We start from the raw sequence: 21,552 nt of genomic DNA on the forward strand, positions 1-21,552 counted from the left end.
CTGCCCCGCGAGGCTACTGGCGAGTATTCTGGCCGGATGAGTGAGCCGCGGATCTTCCCCTCCCCCGCCGGTCTGAAGGCCGCGGTGGGCGAGCAGTTGGGCGTCAGCGACTGGCTGACGGTGGACCAGAAGCGGATCGACCTCTTCGCCGAGGCGACCGGCGATCACCAGTGGATCCACACCGACCCGGAGCGGGCGGCGGCCGGGCCGTTCGGCTCGACCATCGCCCACGGCTATCTGACGCTGGCGCTGCTGCCCGTGCTGACGCCGGGTCTGCTGCGCGTCGAGGGCGTGCGCATGGCCCTCAACTACGGCGTGAACAAGGTCCGTTTCCCCGCGCCCCTGCCCGTCGGCTCCCGCGTGCGCGCCACGGGCGGCATCGCGGCGGTGACGGAGGTGCCGGACGGCGTCCAGTTGGTGATGTCGCTGGCGGTGGAGCGGGAGGGCGGCGCCAAGCCGGTCTGCGTCGCCGAGACGGTCACCCGGTTCTACGTCTGAGGCTCTACGTCCGAGGCGCGCCGTCGAAGACGACCAGCGCCCGGCCGCCCCGGCCCGGCGTGCGCATCGCCGCCACCGCCTCGGGCACGTCGTCCAGCGTGATGCGCTCGGTGACCAGCAGGGAGAGGTCGAAACGGCCCGCGCGCACCAGCCCGGCGAGGGCGGGCAGGTCGGTGGCCGGGTCGCTGTCGCCGTAGACGCAGCCGGTGAGGGTGCGGGCGGTGTAGAAGAGCTCCAGCGGTGAGAAGCTCACCCGCTCGTCCCGGCCGCCGATGCCGACCACGGTGGTCCGCCCGCCCCGGCGGGTGGCTCCCCAGGCCGCCCGGATGGACTCGGCGCGCCCGGCGCACTCGATGGCGACGTCCGCGCCCCGGCCGCCGGTCAGGGCCCGGATCTCCCTGGTGACCGAGTCGGTGGCGAGCACGAAGTCGGTGGCGCCGGCCGCGCGGGCCAGCGACTCCTTGGCGGCCACGACGTCCACGGCGATGATCCGCTCGGCGCCGGCCAGCCGGGCGGACTGGAGCGCCGACAGCCCGACGCCGCCGACGCCGAAGACCGCGACGGACTCCCCCGCTCGCACCCGCGCGCTGCGGTGCACGGCGCCGTGACCGGTGAGCACCGCGCAGCCGAGCAGGGCGGCGTCGGTGAGCGGGACGCCGTCGGGCAGCGGCAGCACGGCCCGTTCGGGCACGACGGTCTCCTCGGCGAACGCCGCCACCGTGAGCCCGGGGTACAGGTCCCGGCCCTTGTCGTCCCGCGCGTAGGGAACGGTCGTGGCGGCGTTGGCCCGTTCGCACAGCCAGGGCTCGGCCAGGGCCGCGCAGTGGTGGCACGCGCCGCAGGAGGGCGCCCAGTTGAGGACGACGCGCCGGCCGGGCGCCACACCGGTGACGCCCTCCCCCACGGCCACGACGGTGCCCGCGGCCTCGTGGCCGAGGACGGCGGGCACGGGCTGGCGCAGCACGCCGTCGGCCAGGGACAGATCCGAGCGACAGACCCCCGCCGCGGCGAGCCGCACCCGCACCTGGCCGGGCCCGGGCTCCGGCAGCTCGATGGCGGTGAGCCGCAGCGGCTCCCCGACGGCGGTCAGCACAGCGGCGCGTATGTCGTGAGCCATGCCGCCAAGCTACTGCGGCCCGGCGGCCCCGGAGTCACCGGGAGGCGCCGGGCTCGGCGCACGGGCCGGGAGGCGGGGCGGACGCACGACGGTGGAGTACAGGTCGGGGTCGTTCATGGACTTACCGTGGGCGACCGGGGATCGAGCCGCTCGCCCATGTTTACCGAACGCCGCAAAAGCGACCCGATCGTGTGATCGTGACGCAGACCGCGACGTTCCCATGCCCCCGTGCGCCCTGCCAGCACGCGCCCCGGCGTGAGAAACACAGGTCCATGACGAACCGGCGCGGCCCGAACTACGAATTGCGGGCGCTGCTCACCGAGGCCGGGTGGACCCAGGAGGCACTGGCCCGCGCGGTGAACGCCCTGGGTGCGGAGATCGGCGCCTCGCTGCGCTACGACCGCACCGCCGTCGCCCACTGGCTGTCCGGCACCCAGCCCCGGCACCCGGCGCCGCAGCTCGCCGCCGAGGCGCTGACGCGGCGGCTCGGCAGGCCGGTCACCCCGGACGCGGCCGGCTTCCCGGTGGGCTCCCCGGACGCCCCGCCGGCGGATCCGGTGGCCGCGTTCACCGCGCTGTGCCGCGCCGACGCCGACGCCTCCCGCCGAACGGCGTTGCACCAGCGCCCCTACCGGGTGGCCGACGCGGTGGTGTCCGGCCCGCCGGGGCCGCCCGGCCCGGGCCGCCCGCTGGGCCGCCGCACCGAGGCGACCTGGGCCCTGCACGACGCGGTGGCGTTCTTCGCGGGCTCGATCGACACCCATGGCGGCCGGCACGCCCGCAGCGCGCTGTGCGCGTATCTCACCGACGACGTCGTGCCGTTGCTCAGCGGCGGGCAGCCGCAGCGCACGCGCTCCGAGGTGCTGGTCCTGGCCTCCCGGCTGGCGTTCCTGCTCGCCCGGATGTACGAGGACGGGCTGCTGCACGGAGTGGCCCAGCGGTACTACACCTGCGCCCACCGGCTGGCCGGCGAGGCGGGCGACCGCACGTCGTGGAGCGTGGTGGTGCGCGCGATGAGCGCGCAGGCGCAGCGCCTGGGGCATCTGCCGTCCGCGCTCCAGCTCGCGGACGCCGCGCACCGGGGCGCGCGCTCGGCGCCGCCGGCCCAGCAGGCGTACATCCAGGCGCAGCTCGCGGTGGCCCTCGGCATGAGCGGCGACCGGCGCGGCGCGCTGGCCGCGCTGGCGCGCGCCGAGCGGGCGGCGGAGCGGGCCGGCAGCGCCGCGGCGCCGTTCGACAGCTATCCGGCGGCGGCGCTGCACTTCCAGAGCTCGATCGTCCTGGAGTCGCTGGGCGACCTCCAAGGGGCGCTGGCCGCCTTGCGCCACGCCACCGCCGAGCGCTCCCCCGCCGATGTGCGCGGGCGTGCGCTCACCCAGGCACGCTTTGGCCAACTCCTGCTGCACACCGGACACTTGGACGAGGCGTGCGCGGCATGGGAGGGCTTCCTCGCGGCCCGCGAGCGCCTGCGCTCCGGCGACGCGGAGCGCGCGCTGCGCGACATGCGCGAGGCGTTGCGGCCCTTCCGCAACCGCAAGCCGGCGGCCGAGCTGCTGAAGCGGACCGTGCAAGGTCGTTGACTTGGCCGCCCTCCATTCCTACGGTCGAGCTTAGGAATGGTGTCGGCGGCGGGAGTGCAGCGGATGAACGCGGGCGATCTGACCGATTTCTCACCCGGTTTCGGCAACCAGCACAGCAGCGAGGCGGTGCCCGGCGCGCTCCCCCTCGGACGCAACTCACCCCAGCGGGCCCCGCTCGGGCTCTACGCCGAGCAGCTCAGCGGCAGCGCGTTCACCGAGCCGCGCGCCACCAACCGCCGGTCCTGGCTCTACCGCATCCGCCCCTCGGCCGCGCACCCCCCGTACCACCGCGTGGCCAACGGCGCGCTGCGCGGCGCGCCGTTCGAGGAGACGGAGCCCGATCCCAACCGGATGCGCTGGGACCCGCTCCCCGAGCCGCCCCCCGGCACCGACTTCGTCGCCGGGCTGTGGACCCTGGGCGGCAACGGCGACGCGCGCCGCCGCACCGGTATGGCCGTCCACCTCTACCGCGCCAACTCCCCCATGACCGACCGGGTGTTCGGCGACGCCGACGGCGAGCTGCTGTTCGTTCCGGAGCGCGGGTCGGTGTCGCTGTGCACGGAGTTCGGCAGGCTGGTCGCCGCGCCCGGCGAGGTGGCGCTCATCCCGCGCGGGGTACGGTTCCGCGTCGAGCTGCCGGACGGCTCCGCGCGCGGCTACCTCTGCGAGAACTACGGCGAGCCGCTGGACCTGCCGGAGCTGGGCCCGATCGGGGCCAACGGCCTGGCCGCCGCCCGGGACTTCCTGGTGCCGGCCGCCGCCTACGAGGACGACACCGGCCCGGTGGAGGTGATCACCAAGTTCGGCGGGAACCTATGGGCGGCCACCTACGACCACTCCCCGCTGGACGTGGTCGCCTGGCACGGGAACCATGTGCCGTACCTGTACGACCTGCGCCGGTTCAACGTGCTGGGGTCCATCAGCTTCGACCACCCGGACCCGTCGATCTTCACGGTGCTGACCGCGCCCTCGGTGGACTTCGTGGTGTTCGCGCCGCGCTGGCTGGTCGGCGAGGACACCTTCCGCCCGCCGTACTTCCACCGCAACGTGATGAGCGAGTACATGGGCCTGATCGAGGGCGCCTACGACGCCAAGGCCGGGGGCTTCGTGCCCGGCGGCGGCTCGCTGCACAACATGATGTCGGCCCACGGCCCCGACCGGGAGACTTTTCTGCGGGCGAGCACGGCCGAGCTGAAGCCGCAGAAGGCCGACGAGGGACTGGCGTTCATGTTCGAGACCCGCTGGCCGGTGACGCTGACCGCGCAGGCACTGAACAGTGAGCACCGGCAGCGCGGATACGACGACGTGTGGCAGGGTCTGCAACGGAACTTCCTCGTCTGACTTCGTCGATCCGGAGCGACCGCCGTGACCGTCTTCGCCCCCGACTCGCTTGAACTGAACCGGAAGCTACCGCTGTGGTACCAGGTGTCCCAATCGCTGCGCGCCTCGATTCTCGGGCGCTCGCCCGGGGCGCCGCTGCGGCTGCCCACCGAGGAGCAGTTGGCCGGCCACTACGGGGTCAGCGTGCTGACGATGCGGCAGGCGCTCAAGGAACTGGAGACGGAGGGGCTGATCACCCGCCACCGGCGCCGGGGAACGTTCATCCGGCCAACGGCCCGGCACGGCGCGCCCGTGCGGCTGCTGGGCTCGGTGGACACCATCGTGGCGCAGCAGTCGGGCGAGACGGCGACGCTGATCGACCACGGGCCGGTGCCGGTGCCCGCCGATCTCGCCGAGCACTTCCCCGGGCTGGCCGAGGTGGTGCGCTTCCGCAGGCTGCGCCACGACCGGGTCACGGGTGAGCCCGCCAACTGCGCGGAGAATCTGGTGCGTCCGGAGATCGCCGACCGCATCGACCCGGCCGCGCTGGAGCGTTGGCCCATGACGAAGGTGCTGCGGGACGTCGCCGGGGTGACGGTGAGCCGGATAGCCAACACCGTGCAGGCGCGGCTGGCCGATCCGCCCATCGCCCAACTGCTCAGCGTGCCGTTGCTGAGCCCGATCCTGCACATCACGGGTGTCGAGTACGACGAACGCGGGCGGGCCGTTGATGTCGCGCGCATCCACTATCGCGGCGACCGCTTCTCCTTCGCCGTGACCATGGACGCCTCCCCCGAGTGACCGTCCCGCCGGACCTGCGCCGCGTGGCCGTGAAGCCGCCGGGTCCTGCCCGGCGGCTTCCTCAGCCGCGGCCGCCGAACAGCGTGCGCCGCAGTCGGCGCAGCGGCGCGACGAGCAGCACACGCGCTCCGCGCCCCGTCCGGACCGAGCTCGTCTCGTCCCGCTTGGTGAGCTCGCGCATCAGCGTGGTGGCCTCCTCGGCCTCGCGCTGCGGCACGGCGGGGCCGGAGAGCACGCTCAAGTGACGGTCGAGGCGCGCGCTGTTGGCGCTGCTCCCGCAGTTGATGGCAGGCACCTGCGGCGGCCTGCTCCGCACTGTTATCTGCTTCATGACTCTCCCACCCGTACAGCGGCACCCGGTCCGGGCAGGGTAACCCTAACGCCCCACAAGAGCGCATGGGTATCCCGGTCCCATGATTCACCTTTCCCAGCAACGGGGTTGACGAACACCACAAGACACCCGTTCACCTACGAAACCCCCGTGCGCGGGGGGCGGGGGTACCGGATCATGGACAGCATGGTGCCAGTGAACCCTTCCACTCCCAAGGAGGAATCCGCGATCCAGTTCACCGTCTCGGAGGCCGATTCCCCCGCCGACGCGATCGATATGCTCCTGCTGACCGATTTCACCTCCGGTGCGCTGCCGTTCGCCCAGGGTCAGCGGCTGGGTCAGGTGAAGGAGCATCACACGCTGCTGCCCGAGGGCGCGGACATCAGGCGCAGGCATCGCGACACCGACTCCGAGACGGTCCTCGCCTCGGGCGAGGGCTGGACACTGCGGGCCCGGCGCTGGCGGTACGGGGCACATGTGACGGTGATCGCCGAGAGCGACGCCCTGGCCGAGCGCATCCTCAAGCAGGCCGTGGACGGCGCGGAAGAGGAGCCGGAGGCCGAGCCGTCCCGGGTCACCATGGGCTTCTGGCACTTCTCGCCGGGCGGCCGGGGCCCCGTGCGCACCACCCGCAAGATCGCCGCCGACGCCTGGCCGGACGTGCGCGCCGGGTACTCGGCGGCGGCGGCCGGGGCGCTGGAGCGGCTGATGGAGCTGACGCCCGAGGACGTCTCGGGCCGGCTGCTCCTGCTGCACGGGCCGCCGGGCACCGGGAAGACGTCCGCGCTGCGCGCGCTGGCCCGCTCGTGGCGGGAGTGGTGCCAGGTGGACTGCGTGCTGGACCCCGAGCGGCTGTTCAACGACGTCGGGTACCTGATGGACGTCGCCATCGGCAAGGACGACGAACAGGAGCAGTGGCGGCTGCTGTTGCTGGAGGACTGCGACGAGCTGATCCGCGGCGGCGCGAAGAACGTGGCGGGCCAGGCCCTCTCCCGGCTGCTCAACCTCACGGACGGGCTGCTGGGGCAGGGCCGCAAGGTGCTGGTCGGCATCACCACCAACGAGGACCTGGAGCGGCTGCATCCGGCCGTGGTGCGGCCCGGGCGCTGCCTGGCGCGGATCGAGGTCGGGCCGCTGAGCCGGGCCGAGGCGAGCGCCTGGCTGGGCAGTGAGCGGGGCATCGGGCGGGACGGCGCCACGCTGGCGGAGCTGTACGCGCTGCGGCGCGGGACGGAGCCGCCGACGGTGCCGGCGCCCCGGACGGAGTCCGGCCTGTACCTGTGACGTTCCGCGCCCGCACGGGGGCCGTTTGTCCCGAACCGGTTCAGGCGGCCGCGCGGAACGCCCTGCGGTAGGCGGCGGGTGTCGTGCCCAGCGCGCGGGCGAAGTGCTGGCGGAGGCCGTCGCCGGTGCCCAGGCCGCTGCGTTCGGCGACGGCGTCGACGGGCAGGTCGGTGGTCTCCAGCAGCTCCCGGGCGCGGGACAGCCGCTGCTGGATCAGCCACTTCAGGGGCGTGGTGCCGACCTCGCGGGCGAAGTGACGGCCGAAGGTGCGTTCGCTCATGCCGGCCCGCCGGGCGAGCTCGGCGATGGCCAGGGGCTGGTCCAGTCGGGCCAGCGCCCAGTCCAGCACCGGGCCCAGGCCGGTGTCGGCGCGGGCGGGCAGGGGGCGGCGCGGCGGGACGTACTGGCGCTGGCCGCCCTCGCGGTGCGGCGCGACGACCAGGCGGCGGCCGGTCTCGGCGGCCCGGGCGGTGCCGTGGTCGCCGCGCACGATGTGCAGGCACAGGTCGATGGCGGCGGCGGTGCCCGCGCTGGTGAGGATGTCGCCGTCGTCCACGTACAGCGCCTGGTCGTTGACGGTGACCCTCGGGTGGCGGCGGCGGAGCTCGTCGGCGTACATCCAGTGCGTGGCGGCTTCGCGGCCGTCGAGCAGGCCGGCCGCGGCCAGGACGAAGGCGCCGGAGCACAGTGAGGCAATGCGGGCGCCGTTGCGGTGGGCGGTGCGCAGCGCGTCCAGGAGGTCCGCCGGGGGCTCGTAGCCGTCCATCACACAGGCCGGGACGACGACGAGGCCGGCGGCGGTGAGCGCCTCCAGCCCGTGCTCGGCGCGCAGCGTCAGCCCGCCGGGGCCGCGGTGACCGGGGTCGCCGGCCGCGGTCGCGCACAGCAGCAGCTCGTACTCGGGCTCGGTGAAGACGGCGCAGGGGACGGCGAGTTCGAACAGGGAGGTGCGGTCCAGCAGGGCCACGGCGACCCGGGTCGGCGGAACGGTCATGGCGTAAATCTAGTGCATCCTGACGTTTCCGCCAGTGGTTGGCCGTCGCCGCAGGTCACAGGGTTGAGGCATGAAACGTGAATGGCAGATCGGCATCGCGGGACTGACCGCGATCGGGGTGGGCTTCGGCTTCGCCCGCTATGGCTATGGACTCTTCCTCCCCGAGTTCCGCGCGGAGTTCGGGCTGTCGGTGACCGCGGTGGGGCTCATCGGCAGCGCCACCGCCGCCGGATATCTGGTGGCGCTGCTCTCGGCCGGGGTGCTGGTCGCCCGGCGCGGCCCGCGCCCGGTGGTGGTCGCCGGCGGCGTCGCGGCGACGGCCGGCATGGCGCTGGTGGCGGTGGCCACCGCGCCCGTGCCGCTGGCCATCGGGCTGGTGCTGGCGGGGACCAGCTCGGGCCTGGTGTGGACGCCGTTCTCGGACGTGGTGGACCGGCTGGTGCCGCGCGGGAGCCGGGAACGGGTGACGGGCGCGATCGCCAGCGGCACGGCGTTCGCGGTGGTGGTCGCGGGCCCGTTCGCGCTGCTGGCGAACGCCACCGGCTGGCGCTTCGCCTGGCTGGTGTTCGCCGCCACCGCGCTCGTCACCACCTGGTACAACGCCCGGGTGCTGCCCGGCGGCCGGGGCCCGGCGCGCGCCCGCGCGGCAGGCGGGCCGCGCTCCTTCGCCCGGGCGGCGGCGGTGCCGCTCTATCTGACGGCGCTCGTCTACGGCGTGGCCGGGGCCGTCTACTGGACCTTCGCCATGGAGGCGATCGAGGGCGGCGGGGCGGTCGAGCCGCTGTTCTGGACGCTGATGGGCGCGGCCGGCACGGCCGGGGTGCTGACCGGGCACGCCATCGTCCGGCTCGGGGTGCGCCGGGTGCAGATCGGGCTGTTCACCGGCATCGCCGCGGCGCTGGCGCTGCTGGGCGCCGCGCCGGGCGCGATGCCCGCGGTGGTGGCCTCCGCGCTGCTGTACGGGCCGTGCTTCATGGCGGGCTCGGGCGTGCTGGCCGTGTGGAGCCACCAGGTCTTTCCCGAGCGGCCCTCGGCGGGCTTCACGGCCACCGTGCTGTTCCTCGGCGTCGGCTCGGTGGCGGGCCCGGCCGCCCTGGGCGCGTTCGGCGACCGGTACGGCCTGGGCGCGGCGTTCCTGGTGACGGCGGCCCTGACCCAACTCGCCCCGCTGGCCCGGCCGACGCGGGCGGGGGCCCGGGCCCGCGGTGGCCGCATACCTCCTAGGGGTATGGTGCATGGTGCGGCCGTGACGGGCGACCTCCGCTAGACATACCCCTAGGGGGTATGTAATCTGAGGGAACACCGGGCCGGTCGATGCCGGTGTCCAGTCCTCGTGAACGGGAGCACTTCCATGAGCACCTCCGCCACCACCGCCGTCGCCACCTACACGGTCGCGGGGATGACCTGCGCCCACTGCGTCGGCTCGGTCACCGCCGAGGTCGGCAAGGTTCCCGGCGTCACGCACGTCGACGTGGATCTGGCCTCCGGCGCCGTTCGGGTGACCGGTGAGGCCCCGCTCGACGACGCGGCGGTGGCCGCCGCGGTCGAGGAAGCCGGTTACGAGGTCGTCGAGTCGCCGGGCGCAGCGAGTTGCTGCGGCGGAAGCTGCCACTGACCGGACACTCAGCCGCAGGACGCACGGAAGGACAATGAGCGATGAACACGGCCACCAGAGTCGGCGCCTTCGGGGCCGGGCTGGCCCTGGCGTTCGGCACCGCGTTCGGCGTCGGCAGCCTGGTCGGCCCCGTCGGCTCGAACCCCGAGCCCGCCGACCACGGTGAGCACTCTGCCGCCGACGCGACGCCCGCGCCGGCCCCGGACACCGGCGCGGAGACGCCGGGCGGTCTCCAGATATCCGAGCGCGGTTACACCTTGGTGCCGCCGGCGGAGCCGCTGACGGTGGGTGAGGTGGCCGACTTCCGCTTCCGGATCCTGGGGCCGGACGGCGAGCCGCTGACGGCCTACGAGGAGAGCCATGAGAAGGATCCGCACCTGATCGTGGTGCGCCGGGACCTGTCCGGCTTCCAGCACCTCCACCCGGTTCTGGGTGAGGACGGTATGTGGAGCGTTCCGCTGACCCTCTCCGAGGCGGGGGACTACCGGATGTTCGCGGACTTCGTGCCCGCCGGCGACCCCGGCGGTGGGCTGACTCTTGGCGCGGATGTCGCGGTCGCCGGGGAGTACGGCCCTGAGCCGCTGCCCGAACCGGCCCGGACGGCCACCGTGGACGGCTACACCGTCACCCTGGACGGCGACCTCACCGCGGGCGCTTCCGGCGAACTCACGCTGAACGTCAGCCGGGACGGCCGTCCGGTCACGGATCTTCAGCCCTACCTCGGCGCCTACGGCCACCTCGTCGCGCTGCGCGCCGGCGACCTCGCCTACCTCCACGTCCACCCCCGGGAGGGCGGCCCCGGCCCGGACATCGGCTTCGACACCGAGATCCCCAGCGCCGGCACCTACCGGCTCTACCTCGACTTCCAGCACGAAGGCACCGTCCACACCGCCGAGTTCACCGTCACCGTGGGCGACGACGCGCCCGCCCCGGCCGCCGAGGACTCCGGCGACCACGCGCACTGACCACCGCACCGCTAGTCAAGGAGAAGAGCGATGAGTACCGATGCCGCTGCCCCCGCCGGTACCGACCGGGTGGAGCTGTCCATCGGCGGTATGACGTGCGCGTCGTGCGCCAATCGCATCGAGCGTCGGCTGAACAAGCTGGAGGGCGTGTCGGCGACGGTCAACTACGCCACGGAGAAGGCGCGCGTCACCTACGCGCCCGGGGTGACCGTTGATGACCTCATCGGCCAGGTCGAAGCGGCCGGCTACACCGCCGAACCACCCCCGCCGCCCCCCGACCCCGACGCGGACTCCGGCCAGGACCAGGACGAGGACGGTGGCCGGCTGCGGGCGTTGCGGGAGCGGCTGGTGGTCTCCGCCGCCCTGACCGTGCCCGTCATCGCGCTGGCGATGGTCCCGGCCTGGCAGTTCGAGGGCTGGCAGTGGATCTCCCTGGCCCTGGCCTGGCCGGTCGTCGCCTGGGGCGCCTGGCCCTTCCACAAGGCGGCCTGGACCAACCTCCGCCACGGCGCGGCCACCATGGACACCCTCGTGTCGATGGGCACGCTGGCCGCGCTGGGCTGGTCCCTGTACGCCCTGATCTGGGGCACCGCCGGCACCATCGGCATGACGCACCCCTTCAGCCTCACCATCGAACGCACCGACGGCTCCGGCAACATCTACCTGGAGGCCGCCGCCGGAGTGACCACGTTCATCCTGGCCGGCCGCTACGCCGAAGCCCGCGCCAAACGCCGCTCCGGCGCCGCCCTGCGCGCCCTGATGGACCTCGGCGCCCGCGACGTCGCCGTCATCCGCGACGGCCGCGAACAACGCGTCCCCATCGGAGAGCTCGCCGTTGGTGACCGCTTCGTGGTGCGGCCCGGGGAGAAGATCGCCACCGACGGCATCATCGAAGAAGGCACCTCCGCCATCGACGCCTCCATGCTCACCGGCGAATCAGTACCCCAGGAGGTAGGTCCCGGCGACACCGTGGTGGGCGCCACCATCAACGCCGGCGGACACCTCACCGTCCGCGCCACCCGCATCGGCGCCGACACCCAACTCGCCCAGATGGCGCGCCTGGTCGAAGACGCCCAGAACGGCAAGGCCCAGGTCCAGCGACTGGCCGACCGCATCTCCGGCACCTTCGTGCCCATCGTCATCGCCCTGGCCGCCGCCACCCTCGGCTTCTGGTGGGGCACCGGCGAAGGCATCACCACCGCATTCACCGCCGCCGTCGCCGTCCTGATCATCGCCTGCCCCTGCGCCCTGGGCCTGGCCACCCCCACCGCCCTCATGGTCGGCACCGGCCGCGGCGCCCAACTCGGCATCCTCATCAAAGGCCCCGAAGTCCTCGAATCCACCCACCACATCAACACCATCGTCCTGGACAAAACCGGCACCATCACCGAGGGCCGCATGACCCTGCTGGCCGTCCACCCCGCCGCCGGAGAGGACGACGCCGAGGTGCTGCGCATCGCCGGCATCCTGGAGAACGCCTCCGAACACCCCATCGCCCGGGCGATCGCCGGGGCCGCGAAGGAGCGGGCGGGCGAGCTGCCCGCGCCCGAGGACTTCGCGAACGTCGAGGGTCTGGGCGTCCAGGGCATCATCGACGGCCACGCCGTTCTCGTCGGCCGCCCCAAGCTGCTGTCCGACTGGGCGCTGGCCCTCCCGCCCGAACTGGAGGGCGCCATCGCCGGGGCCGAGGCGGAGGGCCGCACCGCCGTCGCGGTCGCCTGGGACGGAAAAGCCCGCGGCGTCCTCGTCGTCGCCGACACGGTCAAGCCCACCTCGGCCGAGGCCATCGGCCACTTCCGTGAACTGGGCCTCACCCCCATCCTGCTCACCGGCGACAACGCCACCGCCGCGGCCTCCGTCGCCCGTCAGGTGGGCATCGACCCGGACGACGTCATCGCCGAGGTCATGCCGCAGGACAAGGCGGATGTCATCGCCCGCCTCAAGGCCGAGGGCAAGGTCGTGGCCATGGCCGGCGACGGGGTCAACGACGCCGCCGCGCTGGCCACCGCCGACCTGGGGCTCGCCATGGGCGCCGGCACCGACGCCGCCATCGAGGCCGCCGACCTCACCCTCGTCACCGGCGACCTGCGCGCCGCCGCCGACGCCATCCGTCTGGCCCGCCGCACCCTGACCACCATCAAGAGCAACCTCTTCTGGGCCTTCGCCTACAACATCGCCGCCCTCCCCCTCGCCGCCACCGGCCTCCTCAACCCCATGCTCGCCGGCGCCGCCATGGCCCTCAGCTCCGTATTCGTCGTCACCAACAGCCTCCGCCTCCGCAACTTCCACGGCCGGCCCGGCATCCCGACGGCCGTCTGAAACCGACCATGCACAGGTCCCCGCCCCGGACACATGGGGCGGGGACCGTCCCTTTCAACGGAGCGCCAGCCAGGCCCTGTCCGGCCGACCTTGCCGAGCCCGCCCCGCCGTGCACGGCACGACGCTGCTTCCCTCGATTCCTCCCCCGGACTTCGTCCCGGAGCTACCCCCGGGGGTAGCTCCGGGGGTGCCCCAGCGACCGACCGGACAGGACCCAACGATCCGGCATGGAAACCCGCCTGGCCGCGGACGCGTCAGTTCACCGCAGCGCGGCGTAGTCCGTCTTTCCGCTGCGGTTCAGGGGCAACTCGCGGTGGGCGACCCAGCGTTGGGGGATCATCGCGGCGGGCAGGGCGGCGCGCAGGTGATCGCGCAGCTCCTGCCAGCCGGTGTCCTCGTCGGCCACGAAGTGGGCGGTCAAGCAGGGGCGTTCGGGATCGCCGCCGGTGGTGACCGCACAGGAGCGGACGGCGGGGTGGCGGGCCAGTTCGGCTTCCACGGCGCCCAGTTCGATCCGGGCCCCGGCGATCTTCACCTGGCGGTCGGCGCGGCCGAGGCAGTAGGCCAGCCCGTCGGCGAACCGGGCCAGGTCGCCGGTGCGATACAGGCGCCCGCCGCGGCCGTCGGCGAAGAAGCGGGTGCCGGTCAGTTCGGGCCGGTCCAGGTACCCCAGGCCAACGGGCAGGCCGCCGACCCACAGTTCACCCACCTCGCCGGGCTCGGCCGCGCGCCAGCCCGCCGCCTCCTCGACCAGCAGGTGGAGGGTGGCGCCCGCGACGGGGCGGCCGATGGGGACGCGTTCGCCCAAGTCGCCGGCCACCACCGTGTGGTGGGTCACGTCGTCCGAACACTCCGTCGCGCCATAGGCGTTGATCAGCTCGACGCCGTCGAACGCGGCCAGCGCCCGGGCCGCAAGCGCCGGGGTCAGCACCTCGCCGGTGGAGATCAGGCGCGCCAGTCGGCCGGGGCCGCCGCCGCGCCGCGTCAGGTGGTCGGCCAGCGGCCCGATGGCGGAGGGCACCAGTTGCAGCACCGTGACCCCGCCGGTGAGCAGGACGTCGTGCAGCCGGCGCGGGAAGAGCAGGTCGGCGTCGTCGACGACCACGACCGTGCCGCCGGCCAGTGGCGCCGCCAGCATCTGCCACACGGAGATCACATAGCTCAGCGGCGCGGTGAACGCGACGCGTTCCCCCGCGGCCAGGCGCAGCGCGTCCACCATGAACCATAGGTGGTTCATCATGCCCCGGTGGCCGACCACGGCGCCCTTCGGTGCGCCGGTGCTGCCCGAGGTGTGGATGACGTAGCGCGGCTCGTCCCCGGTGACGGCCCGCGGCCGGGGGGCGGTCCCGCCGCCGGGGCCGGCCCGCAGCACGGGGACGCCGGCCCGCCCGGCCGCCGCCCCGGGGTCCTCGCCGCCGAGGTGCAGCACGGCGCGCGCCCCGCTGCCGCGCAGCACGCGCGTCAGCCGGTCACCCGGCCACCCGGCGTCCAGCGGCAGATAGACGGCCCCGGCGTTCTCCAGCGCCGCGAAGGCGGCGATGACATCGGCGCCGCGTGCCGCCGTCACCGCGACGCGGTCGCCGGGGGCGATGCCGGCCGCGCCCAGCGCGTCGGCGAAATGGCCGACGCGCGCGAGCAGTTGGCCGTAGGTGACCGTCGCCTCGCCGTGCACCACGGCCGGGCGGTCCGGGTGCGCCGCGGCGTGGGCGGTCAGCCACGCGGTGACGGTGTCGCCGGGCGCGGCCGGGCGCGGCGGCGGCCCGGTCAGGGCCCGGGCGGCCACGCGCTCGCGTTCGCCGGGCAGCAGAGGGAGTTCCCGCATGCCGGTCATGCCGGTCAGGACACCGCGGAGCGGATGAGGGAGGCGGAGACGGCCTTGTTCACCGCGTCCAGCCGGGAGGAGGCCCCGAGCTTGAGGAACGCGTTGTACAGGTGCCGTTTCACCGTGGCCTCCGAGATCACCAGGGCGCCGGCGATCTGCCGGTTGGACAGCGCCTGCGCGACCAGTTGCAGCACTTCACACTCGCGCCGCGACAGCGAGACGTTCCCCGAACCCTTGAGCCCGTCGTTGTCAAGCACAGCGTCGTTGAGCACATCGTTCTTGAGCACGTCGTCCCTCAGCTCCTCGCTACTTACAGCACCTGCTGCTCAGCACCCCGGTGATTGCGCCACGATGAGCCGCTCGGTCGCCCGCAGGACGTGCTCCGTCTCCGCCCTGGTCAGGCATCCCTCGTCGGCCGCGACGTCCACCCCGCCCAGGCCCGCGCCTCCCGAGACGCGGACGTAGAGCTTGATGTCGCTGTTGGCCGCGTGCAGCAGCTCCCACGCCAGTTCCGGCTCCTCCTCCTCCGCTTCCTCCGCCTTCCCCTCCCGCGCGGTCATCGGCCAGCCGCCCCCGCCCGGCTTGTCCGCCTCGTCCCGCAGGTCGTTGAAGAGATAGGTCAGGTCGGCGGGGGCACCGCGCTCCGCCTCGGTCTCCACGATCGTGCGTCGCAGCTCGTCGGGGTCGTAACGGGCCCGGCTGTAGGCCCGGCGCAGCCCGCGTTCCACCGTGCGCGCCAGCTCGGCGAAGCCGCCGGCCGTGTCGCGGGGCGCGGTGTCCACGGTGATCAGGGCGTGTTGGGACAGCGCGCCGACGAAGTCCAGCGCCACGGGCGTGAATCGGTTGCCCGTGGGGACGCGGAACGTGAGCCGCGACCGTCCGGTCACCTCGGCGAGGACGCAGGCCGCGGCGGTGAGATAGACGGAACCCGAGGTCAGCCCGGTCCCGGCCACCAGTGAACTCTCCGCCCGCCACAGGCGCCTGGAGGTGAGGCGGCCCAGCCACAGCGGGGCGCGGCCGCCGGGGATGTGGGCGAACGGGGCGACGGGCGCGTCCAGCAGTGTCGCGCGCCAGTGGGCCAGGGACCGTTCGGAGACGCGGGCGGCGGCCGGGCCCTGCTCCTCGGCGGCCCGGTCGGCCGGGGTGTGTGCCACGGGCGGCAGCGCGGCGTCGGGGCCGGACGCGAGCAGGGCGGCGAGCTCGTCCTCCAGGACGGCGACGCTGCCGCCGTCCAGGACCACGTGCGAGCAGGCCAGGACGAGCGAACGCACCCGCCCGCCGCGCGTGACGGCGGCGATCTTCAGCGGCGGGTCCCGGTCCACATGGGGCTCGCCCGCCAGGAACTCGGCCTTGAGCTTCTCGCAGGCGTGCACGCCCTCACCTGCGTCGGCCACGTCCTCGATGCGCACGGGCAGGCTGCCCTCGCCGCGGACGATCTGCCGCAGGCCCGCGGTCTCGTCCCGGCTGACCGTGGTGCGCAGCGCCTGGTGCCGGAGGACGAGTCGCCGCAGGCAGGCCAGCACCTCGCCGAGGTCGCGGCCGTCGGGCAGGTGCGTGTCCCACACGATCTGGTAGAAGCCGTCCGGGCGGTGTTCGCGCACCGTGGCCCAGAATTCCCGCTGACTCCACGTCGCGGGGAACTCCCCGGCGTCGCCGTCGGCGAAACGCAGTTCGGTCGTCCGCTCCATGGCCGGCGGGTCAGCTTTCCCTGACCCGGTCGATGACGCCCCAGAGCATGGCGGGCGTGGCGAAGGTCTCCGCGCCCAGGTCCGCCTCGGGGAAGGTGACGTCGAATTCGTCCTCCAGGGCGACCAGGAGGGCGATCATTCCCAGCGAATTCAGCCCCAGATCGAACAGCTTTGCCGTCGGCTCCAGTCCGGTGCCGTCGGTCAGGGCGGGAAGGTGGGCGCGGACGATTTTCTCGAATTGAGTGGACCAGGGTTTCTGCGGCATCATCCAACTTTCCAGTAGTATGACCTACTTCGACCGGTTGCGACACTTCAGGCAAGTGTCGGGCCCGGGCCGGGGAGAGGAAAGGCTCGGGTAGCCGCTCCTTTGCTATGCCCGCATGGCTATGCCCGATGCGGCGTCCCGGGGATATCGGCGGTCAATGAGCGTTCACTCCCGAGTCCGCGCAATGGGCGCCCGCGGAACTGCGTTTCCGGTGCCGCGGAAAGCGGATACGCTACCGCCCCATGCGCTCTTTTCCGGATCGCTTGCCACCGGATACCGACGTCCATAGTCCCGCACGCTATCTGCTGCGACTCGTCGCCGATCACCGCCGTTCCCTGGCGCTCGGCGTCGCCTACGGCATCGTCTGCACGCTGGCCCAGGCGCTGGTGCCGGCCGCGGTGGGCCGGGCCATCGACGACGGGCTCATCGACCGCGACCAGTCCGCCCTGGTCGCGTGGGGCGCCGTCGTGCTGAGCCTCGGCCTCGTGCAGGCGTTCTCGGGCATCCTGCGCGACCGCGCGGCCCTGACCAGCCAGCTCGGCGCCTCCTACCAGACCGTCCAGCTCGTCACCCGGCAGGCGTCCCGGCTGGGCGCGGAGCTGCCCCGTCGGGCCACGGCCGGCGAGGTGGTGAGCGTGGGCGCCGCCGACGTGGGCAGCATCGGCTCGGCCATGTTCAGCAGCGCGCGCGGCACCGGCGCCGTGGTGGCGATCGTCACCGTCGCCGTTCTCATGCTCACCGCGTCCTGGGGGATCGGGCTCGCCGTGCTCGTCGGCGTGCCGCTGATGACCTGGCTCGTCGCCCTGCTGCTCCGGCCGCTGCACCGCCGCCAGGAGGGGCTGCGCGACCAGCAGGGCCACCTCACCACCCGGGCCCTCGACATCGTCGGGGGCCTGCGGGTGCTGCGCGGCATCGGCGGCGAGGAGTTCGTCGCCGAGCGCTACCGCGCGCAGTCGCAGGAGGTGCGGCGCGCGGGCGTGCGGGTGGCGCGCGTCGAGGTGTGGCTGGACGGCTGCAAGGTGCTGCTGCCCGGGTTGCTCGTGGCGTTCGTCGTCTGGCTCAGCGCGCACGCCGTGCTGGACGACCGCATCAGCGCGGGGCAGTTGGTCGCGTTCTACGGCTACACGGTGTTCCTCAGCGGCCCGTTGCGCTGGCTGACGGACTCGGCCGACCAGTTCACCAGGGCGCATGTGGCCGCCAAGCGCGTGGTGCGGCTGCTGGCGCAGGAGTCGGGCCTGTCCGACGGGCCGCGCGCGGCCGACGCCCTCGACGGGTCGGGCGACCTGGCCGACCGGGAGTCCGGCGTGGTGATCCGCGGCGGCCTGCTGACCGGCGTGGCCTGCACCGAGCCCGCGGAGGCCGCCGTGCTGGCCGACCGGCTGGGCCGCTACGCGGAGTCGGCGGCCACCGCCGGGGGCGTGCCGCTGCGCGACGTGCCGGTGACGGCCGTGCGGGACCGGGTCCTGGTCACCGGCAACGACGACCGGTTCTTCGCGGGCCCGCTGCGCGCCGAACTCGACACCACGGGACGCGATTCCGCCGCGCTGGAGGCGGCCGTCGACACCGCGTCCGCGCGGGACATCACCGACGCCCTGCCCGAGGGCCTGGACACGGTCCTCACCCACGGCGGCCGGGAGTTCTCCGGCGGCCAGCAGCAACGGCTGCGGCTGGCCCGGGCGTTGTGCGCCGATCCACCGGCGCTGCTGCTGGTGGAGCCGACCAGCGCCGTCGACGCGCACACCGAGTCGGTGATCGCGAGCCGGCTGTCCGACGGGCGCGCCGGGCGCACCACGGCCGTGTTCACCACCAGTCCGATCGTGCTCGACCGGGCGGACCGCGTGCTGCTGGTGGACGGCCTGCGCGTGATCGCCGAAGGAACGCACAGCGAGCTGCTGGCCGAACCCCGTTACCGGGACCTGGTGTTCAGGGAGGACCCCGCATGAGCCGTCTGCCCGTCGCCTCGGCCCGGGAGGTTCGCGCGCACGCCCGGCGTCTGGCGCTGCGCTATCCGCGCCAACTCGCCCTCACCGTCTTCCTGTACGCCCTGGCCACGGTGTTCGGCCTGGCCGCGCCCTGGCTGCTGGGCCAGTTGGTGGAGGACATGCGCGACGGCACCGCGGAGGTGGACCGGACCACGCTGCTCATCGTCGCCGTGCTGGTGATCGAGGCGGTGCTGGTGCGCGGCGCGATGTACACCTCGGCGACGCTGGCCGAGAAGGTCTTGGCCGAGCTGCGCGAGGAGTTCGTCGACCGGGTGCTGGCGCTGCCGCCCGCGACGGTGGAACGGGCCGGCTCCGGCGACCTGGTGACCCGCAGCACGCGCGACGTGGACGTGCTCTCGCGCACCGTGCGGCTGGCCGTGCCGGACTCGCTGACCGCGCTGATGACGATCGCGTTCACGCTGGGCGCGCTGGTGCTGCTGGGCCCGCTGCTGGTGCTGCCCTGCCTGGTCGCGGTGCCCGTGCTGTGGGCGGCGACCCGGTGGTACCTGGCGCGGGCGCGCGAGGGGTATCTGCGGCAGAGCGCCTCCTACTCGGAGCTGACCGACGGCCTGACCGAGACGGTCGAGGGAGCCCGCACGGTCGAGGCGTTCGGCCTGGCCGGCCGCCGGGCGGCGCGGGCCGACGCGGACATCGCGCGCAGCTACGCGGCCGAGCGCTACACGCTGCGGCTGCGCACGGTGTATCTGCCGATCTCCGACACGGCCTACATGATGCCGGTGGTGGCCGCGCTGGTGTTCGGCGGCTGGTGCTACATCGAGGGCCTGGTGCCGCTGTCCGCGGCCACCGCCGCCGTGCTCTACGTGCAGCAACTCATCGAGCCGGTCGACCGGTTGCTGTACTGGATGGACGAACTCCAGGTGGGCGGCGCCTCGATGGCCCGGCTGCTGGGCGTCCGCGGCGAGCCGGCCGCCGCCGTTCCGGCGCAGGTCCGCAACGGCGGCGGCCAGGACATCGCGGTGCGCGACGTGCGGTACGCCTACCGCGCGGGCAGCGATGTGCTGCACGGCATCGACCTGGACATCAAGCGCGGCGAGCGGCTGGCGATCGTCGGCCCGTCGGGGGCGGGGAAGTCCACGCTGGGCCGCCTGCTGGCCGGCGTCCACGCCCCGCGCACGGGCGCCGTCACGGTCGGCGGCACGCCGCTGGCCGACCTGCCGCTGGAGCGGCTGCGGCGCGAGGTGGTGCTGGTCACGCAGGAGCAGCACGTCTTCTCCGGCACGCTGCGCGACAACCTGGTGATGGCCCGGCCGGACGCCGGGGACGACGAGGTGCGCCAGGCCCTGATGGCCGTCGGCGCCTGGGAGTGGGCCGGGGCGTACGGCCTGGACGCCCGGGTCGGCTCGGGCGGCACCGAGCTGTCCCCCGCGCAGGCCCAGCAACTGGCGCTGGCCCGGCTGATCCTGGTGGACCCGCACACGCTGGTGCTGGACGAGGCGACGTCGCTGATCGCCCCCCGGGTGGCCCGGCAGCTCGAACGCTCCCTGGCCGCGGTGCTGGAGGGCCGCACGGTCATCGCCATCGCCCACCGGCTGCACACGGCCCACGACGCCGACCGGGTGGCCGTGATGGTGGACGGCCGCATCACCGAGCTGGGCACGCACGACGAGCTGGTGGCCAAGGGCGGCGATTACGCGGCGCTCTGGCATTCCTGGCACGGCCGCGCGGTCGCGAATTAAGCCGTCAGTCCATCACTTTCCCCAGTGTCCATACGACTTAGGTTGTATGTACGGCCGGCTCCGGCGGAACTAGCCTTTGTTCGCGTCCGCATCCGGAGACCGGCCTGCCACTGCGAGGGAATGAGTTCCCATGCGATTGAACAGCTTTGACGAATGGTCGCCGCTCAAGGAAATCATCGTCGGTTCGGCGGAGAACTACACCTCCCATGAGAGGGAGTTGTCGTTCGATCTGTTCTTCCACGACAACATCACCCGTTCCGAGTGGTATTACCCCCGGCTCTCCGCCAAGGGGTCGGGCGATGACAGGCAGGCCGCGAAGTCCCCCATCAAGCAGCGGTACGTGGACGAGCTGAACGAGGACATCGACGGCATCGTGCGGACCCTGGAGGGGCTGGGCGTCACGGTCCACCGCCCGATGCCTCTGGCAAAGGAGACCACCGAGGTCCGCACGCTGGACTGGTCGGCCGCCGTGGTGCCGCCGCTGAACGTCAGGGACAACACCCTCATCGTCGGCGACGAGATCATCGAGACCCCGCCGATGATCCGCTCCCGCTACTTCGAGACGCAGTTCCTCACCCCGGTCTTCGCCGAGTACTTCCGGCGCGGCGCCCGGTGGACGGTGATGCCCCGGCCGGTGATGACCGACGCGTCCTTCGACCCGTCGTACGCCAGGAGCAGCACGGCCGGCGGCCCGATGGAGCCGATCGAGGACCCGCAGCCGTCGGTCTACGACACCGGGTACGAGATGATGTTCGACGGCGCGCAGTGCCTGCGCCTCGGGCGCGACCTGCTGGTCAACGTCTCCAACGCCAACCACGCGCTGGCCTGCGACTGGCTGGAGCGGCATCTGCGGGGCCGGTTCCGCATCCACCGCACGCACCGGCTGAGCGACAGCCACATCGACAGCATGGTGCTGGCGCTGCGGCCCGGCACGCTGCTGGTGCGCAGCCCGGAGGTGGCCACGTTCCTGCCGGAGCGGCTGCGCTCCTGGGACATGATCGTGCCGCCGCTGCCGACGGAGAACAACTTCCCCCGCTACGAGGACGACGACCTCGTGCTGACCAGCCCGTTCATCGACCTGAACGTGCTGTCCGTGAGCCCGGACACGGTGCTGGTCAACGAGGCGTGCCCGGAGCTGATGCGCACCCTGGAGCAGCACCGGTTCACGGTGGTGCCGGTGCGGCACCGGCACCGGCGCCTGTTCGGCGGGGGGTTCCACTGCTTCACGCTGGACACCGTCCGCGAGGGCGGCCCCGAAGACTACCTGGGCTGAG

General features: G+C 73.4%; 19 protein-coding genes. 12 read left to right on the forward strand and 7 right to left on the reverse strand.

Annotation, left to right across the window (positions count from 1 at the left end):
• Positions 1-36: 36 nt before the first annotated feature.
• Entirely contained in the window at positions 37-498 is a 462-nt protein-coding gene (locus RM590_RS22870; protein ID WP_311706552.1) for a MaoC family dehydratase, read from the forward strand.
• A gap of 4 nt (positions 499-502) precedes the next feature.
• Here RM590_RS22870 and RM590_RS22875 read toward each other — a convergent pair whose 3' ends face one another.
• A complete protein-coding gene (locus RM590_RS22875; protein ID WP_311706553.1) occupies positions 503-1,615 on the reverse strand; it encodes a zinc-binding dehydrogenase in 1,113 nt (370 codons plus the stop codon).
• A gap of 272 nt (positions 1,616-1,887) precedes the next feature.
• Between RM590_RS22875 and RM590_RS22880 the strand changes: the two genes are divergently transcribed.
• From RM590_RS22880 to RM590_RS22890, 3 genes are all read left to right on the forward strand, one after another.
• The gene (locus RM590_RS22880; RefSeq protein WP_311706554.1) at positions 1,888-3,195 is read left to right on the forward strand and encodes a hypothetical protein; all 1,308 of its coding nucleotides are present in this window, start codon (positions 1,888-1,890) and stop codon (positions 3,193-3,195) included.
• A gap of 63 nt (positions 3,196-3,258) precedes the next feature.
• Positions 3,259-4,536 (forward strand): homogentisate 1,2-dioxygenase, encoded by a 1,278-nt coding sequence (gene hmgA / locus RM590_RS22885; protein ID WP_311706555.1) that lies wholly within the window; start codon positions 3,259-3,261, stop codon positions 4,534-4,536.
• A gap of 24 nt (positions 4,537-4,560) precedes the next feature.
• Positions 4,561-5,316 carry a GntR family transcriptional regulator gene (locus tag RM590_RS22890; protein WP_311706556.1) on the forward strand — a complete coding sequence of 252 codons (756 nt, stop codon included), beginning with the start codon at positions 4,561-4,563 and terminating at the stop codon, positions 5,314-5,316.
• A gap of 61 nt (positions 5,317-5,377) precedes the next feature.
• Here the strand turns inward: RM590_RS22890 and RM590_RS22895 are convergent, their stop codons facing one another.
• Positions 5,378-5,647 carry a hypothetical protein gene (locus RM590_RS22895; protein WP_311706557.1) on the reverse strand — a complete coding sequence of 90 codons (270 nt, stop codon included), beginning with the start codon at positions 5,645-5,647 and terminating at the stop codon, positions 5,378-5,380.
• A gap of 186 nt (positions 5,648-5,833) precedes the next feature.
• On the opposite strand from RM590_RS22895, the gene RM590_RS22900 reads away from it, so the two are divergent.
• Positions 5,834-6,931, forward strand: coding sequence for a DUF5925 domain-containing protein (locus tag RM590_RS22900; RefSeq protein ID WP_394813940.1), 1,098 nt, complete (start codon positions 5,834-5,836; stop codon positions 6,929-6,931).
• Positions 6,932-6,971: 40 nt separating this feature from the next.
• Here the strand turns inward: RM590_RS22900 and RM590_RS22905 are convergent, their stop codons facing one another.
• Positions 6,972-7,925, reverse strand: a complete 954-nt coding sequence (locus RM590_RS22905; protein WP_311706559.1) for a GlxA family transcriptional regulator — start codon at positions 7,923-7,925, stop codon at positions 6,972-6,974.
• Positions 7,926-7,995: 70 nt separating this feature from the next.
• Here RM590_RS22905 and RM590_RS22910 point away from each other — a divergent pair, with 70 nt between their 5' ends.
• The 4 genes from RM590_RS22910 (at position 7,996) to RM590_RS22925 (ending at position 12,824) form a co-directional block, all read left to right on the forward strand.
• Positions 7,996-9,192, forward strand: coding sequence for a YbfB/YjiJ family MFS transporter (locus tag RM590_RS22910; protein WP_311706560.1), 1,197 nt, complete (start codon positions 7,996-7,998; stop codon positions 9,190-9,192).
• An 84-nt stretch (positions 9,193-9,276) separates the two neighbouring features.
• A complete protein-coding gene (locus tag RM590_RS22915; RefSeq protein WP_311706561.1) occupies positions 9,277-9,540 on the forward strand; it encodes a heavy-metal-associated domain-containing protein in 264 nt (87 codons plus the stop codon).
• A gap of 41 nt (positions 9,541-9,581) precedes the next feature.
• Entirely contained in the window at positions 9,582-10,505 is a 924-nt protein-coding gene (locus RM590_RS22920) for a hypothetical protein (RefSeq protein WP_311706562.1), read from the forward strand.
• 30 nt (positions 10,506-10,535) lie between these two features.
• On the forward strand, positions 10,536-12,824 hold the full coding sequence (locus RM590_RS22925; protein ID WP_311706563.1) for a heavy metal translocating P-type ATPase: 2,289 nt from the start codon (positions 10,536-10,538) through the stop codon (positions 12,822-12,824).
• Positions 12,825-13,083: 259 nt separating this feature from the next.
• Here the strand turns inward: RM590_RS22925 and RM590_RS22930 are convergent, their stop codons facing one another.
• The 4 genes from RM590_RS22930 to RM590_RS22945 are packed head-to-tail and all read right to left on the reverse strand — an operon-like array spanning position 13,084 to position 16,599.
• Positions 13,084-14,655 (reverse strand): amino acid adenylation domain-containing protein, encoded by a 1,572-nt coding sequence (locus RM590_RS22930; RefSeq protein WP_311706564.1) that lies wholly within the window; start codon positions 14,653-14,655, stop codon positions 13,084-13,086.
• A 5-nt stretch (positions 14,656-14,660) separates the two neighbouring features.
• Positions 14,661-14,933, reverse strand: coding sequence for a response regulator transcription factor (locus RM590_RS22935; RefSeq protein ID WP_394813941.1), 273 nt, complete (start codon positions 14,931-14,933; stop codon positions 14,661-14,663).
• Between the two features lie 39 nt (positions 14,934-14,972).
• The gene (locus RM590_RS22940) at positions 14,973-16,334 is read right to left on the reverse strand and encodes a condensation domain-containing protein (RefSeq protein ID WP_311706565.1); all 1,362 of its coding nucleotides are present in this window, start codon (positions 16,332-16,334) and stop codon (positions 14,973-14,975) included.
• Positions 16,335-16,344: 10 nt separating this feature from the next.
• A complete protein-coding gene (locus tag RM590_RS22945; protein WP_311706566.1) occupies positions 16,345-16,599 on the reverse strand; it encodes a phosphopantetheine-binding protein in 255 nt (84 codons plus the stop codon).
• 242 nt (positions 16,600-16,841) lie between these two features.
• On the opposite strand from RM590_RS22945, the gene RM590_RS22950 reads away from it, so the two are divergent.
• The 3 genes from RM590_RS22950 to RM590_RS22960 all read left to right on the forward strand — a co-directional run bounded on the left by RM590_RS22950 (position 16,842) and on the right by RM590_RS22960 (position 21,551).
• Positions 16,842-18,542 carry an ABC transporter ATP-binding protein gene (locus RM590_RS22950; protein WP_311706567.1) on the forward strand — a complete coding sequence of 567 codons (1,701 nt, stop codon included), beginning with the start codon at positions 16,842-16,844 and terminating at the stop codon, positions 18,540-18,542.
• Entirely contained in the window at positions 18,539-20,278 is a 1,740-nt protein-coding gene (locus tag RM590_RS22955) for an ABC transporter ATP-binding protein (RefSeq protein ID WP_311706568.1), read from the forward strand. The genes RM590_RS22950 and RM590_RS22955 overlap by 4 nt, the downstream gene beginning before the upstream one ends.
• Before the next feature lie 130 nt (positions 20,279-20,408).
• Positions 20,409-21,551: a glycine amidinotransferase gene (locus RM590_RS22960; protein ID WP_311706569.1), complete on the forward strand. Its 1,143-nt coding sequence runs from the start codon at positions 20,409-20,411 to the stop codon at positions 21,549-21,551.
• The last annotated feature ends 1 nt before the right edge of the window (position 21,552 follow it).

The organism is Streptomyces litchfieldiae (assembly GCF_031845365.1).
GTDB lineage: Bacteria > Actinomycetota > Actinomycetes > Streptomycetales > Streptomycetaceae > Streptomyces > Streptomyces litchfieldiae.

Bases quoted from the DNA above. Each gene is read 5' to 3' on its own strand.
- RM590_RS22870 (WP_311706552.1), top strand. From the start codon at position 37: ATGAGTGAGCCGCGGATCTTCCCCTCCCCCGCCGGTCTGAAGGCCGCG.
- RM590_RS22875 (WP_311706553.1), bottom strand. From the start codon at position 1,615: ATGGCTCACGACATACGCGCCGCTGTGCTGACCGCCGTCGGGGAGCCG.
- RM590_RS22880 (WP_311706554.1), top strand. From the start codon at position 1,888: ATGACGAACCGGCGCGGCCCGAACTACGAATTGCGGGCGCTGCTCACC.
- hmgA (WP_311706555.1), top strand. From the start codon at position 3,259: ATGAACGCGGGCGATCTGACCGATTTCTCACCCGGTTTCGGCAACCAG.
- RM590_RS22895 (WP_311706557.1), bottom strand. From the start codon at position 5,647: ATGAAGCAGATAACAGTGCGGAGCAGGCCGCCGCAGGTGCCTGCCATC.
- RM590_RS22900 (WP_394813940.1), top strand. From the start codon at position 5,834: ATGGTGCCAGTGAACCCTTCCACTCCCAAGGAGGAATCCGCGATCCAG.
- RM590_RS22905 (WP_311706559.1), bottom strand. From the start codon at position 7,925: ATGACCGTTCCGCCGACCCGGGTCGCCGTGGCCCTGCTGGACCGCACC.
- RM590_RS22910 (WP_311706560.1), top strand. From the start codon at position 7,996: ATGAAACGTGAATGGCAGATCGGCATCGCGGGACTGACCGCGATCGGG.
- RM590_RS22915 (WP_311706561.1), top strand. From the start codon at position 9,277: ATGAGCACCTCCGCCACCACCGCCGTCGCCACCTACACGGTCGCGGGG.
- RM590_RS22920 (WP_311706562.1), top strand. From the start codon at position 9,582: ATGAACACGGCCACCAGAGTCGGCGCCTTCGGGGCCGGGCTGGCCCTG.
- RM590_RS22925 (WP_311706563.1), top strand. From the start codon at position 10,536: ATGAGTACCGATGCCGCTGCCCCCGCCGGTACCGACCGGGTGGAGCTG.
- RM590_RS22930 (WP_311706564.1), bottom strand. From the start codon at position 14,655: ATGACCGGCATGCGGGAACTCCCTCTGCTGCCCGGCGAACGCGAGCGC.
- RM590_RS22940 (WP_311706565.1), bottom strand. From the start codon at position 16,334: ATGGAGCGGACGACCGAACTGCGTTTCGCCGACGGCGACGCCGGGGAG.
- RM590_RS22945 (WP_311706566.1), bottom strand. From the start codon at position 16,599: ATGCCGCAGAAACCCTGGTCCACTCAATTCGAGAAAATCGTCCGCGCC.
- RM590_RS22950 (WP_311706567.1), top strand. From the start codon at position 16,842: ATGCGCTCTTTTCCGGATCGCTTGCCACCGGATACCGACGTCCATAGT.
- RM590_RS22955 (WP_311706568.1), top strand. From the start codon at position 18,539: ATGAGCCGTCTGCCCGTCGCCTCGGCCCGGGAGGTTCGCGCGCACGCC.
- RM590_RS22960 (WP_311706569.1), top strand. From the start codon at position 20,409: ATGCGATTGAACAGCTTTGACGAATGGTCGCCGCTCAAGGAAATCATC.